This window comes from Paracoccus marcusii, assembly GCF_006151785.1.
Lineage (GTDB): Bacteria > Pseudomonadota > Alphaproteobacteria > Rhodobacterales > Rhodobacteraceae > Paracoccus > Paracoccus marcusii.
In genome coordinates this window covers 1-1,050 of record NZ_VDDD01000264.1, presented here as the reverse complement: position 1 = coordinate 1,050, position 1,050 = coordinate 1, and the positions used below count along the sequence as shown (strand labels likewise).

At 62.4% G+C, this 1,050-nt stretch carries 1 protein-coding gene; it reads left to right on the top strand.

Annotation, left to right across the window (positions count from 1 at the left end; translation table 11 throughout):
• Positions 1-63: 63 nt before the first annotated feature.
• Positions 64-996 carry an IS5 family transposase gene (locus FHD68_RS18680; protein ID WP_127899982.1) on the top strand — a complete coding sequence of 311 codons (933 nt, stop codon included), beginning with the start codon at positions 64-66 and terminating at the stop codon, positions 994-996.
• Positions 997-1,050: the final 54 nt, after the last annotated feature.

Below are 1,050 nucleotides of genomic sequence, written 5' to 3'. Positions count from 1 at the left end.
GGCTCTGTTGCACAAATCGCGTCAGGGATTCATCTCGTGAATCCAGCGTGGTAGCTGTGATGCATGAGCAGACCCACACCTACGACTTACAGGACCAGGAACTGGCCAGCCTACAATGAAGCACTCAAGCGCCGGGGCTCGCTGACGATCTGGTTCGATCCCGAGATGAACTGGGATGCCGCGCCGACAGGCAGGCGTGGTCGCCAGCAGACCTACAGCGATGCCGCGATCCAGACCTGCCTTTCGATGAAGGTGCTGTTTGGCATGGCGCTCCGGCAGACGACCGGCTTCGTCGAGAGCCTGCTGCGACTGGTTGGCCTCGACTGGACGGTGCCCGACTTCAGCACGCTGTCTCGCCGTCAGAAGGCCTTGGCTGTCAACATCCCCTACCGCGGCTCCAAGGGCCCGTTGCACCTGCTGATTGATAGCACCGGGATCAAGGTCGAGGGAGAAGGCGAATGGCACGCCCGCAAGCATGGCGGCCCCAGACGGCGTGTGTGGCGCAAGATCCATCTCGGAATCGACGAGCAAACACTGGAGGTTCGAGCCGTCGAGATCACGGGGAGCCACATCGGTGATGCCCCGGTGCTACCCGACCTGCTCGATCAGATCCCGGCGGACGAGCAGATCGGCAGCGTCACCGCCGACGGTGCCTATGACACACGCAAATGCCACGATGCCATTGCCGACCGCGGCGCACATGCCGTCATACCGCCCCGCAAGAATGCAAAGCCGTGGAAGACCCTCACCGCCGGTGCCGCCGCGCGAAACGAAGCCCTGCGCGCCGCGAAATATCTAGGCCGCGCGCTTTGGCGACGATGGAGCGGATACCACCGACGAAGCCGTGCCGAAACGAAGATGCACTGTATGAAACTGCTGGGGCAGCGCCTCATGGCGCGGGACTTTGACCGACAGGTCGCGGAGATCCAGATCCGCATCGCCGTCATGAACGGCTACACCGCGCTCGGTATTCCTGTCACAGAAACCGCGGGATAAATCCGTCCGGGGAAAGGGGAACCTCGGACATCAGAGGCTTTGTGCAACAAAGCC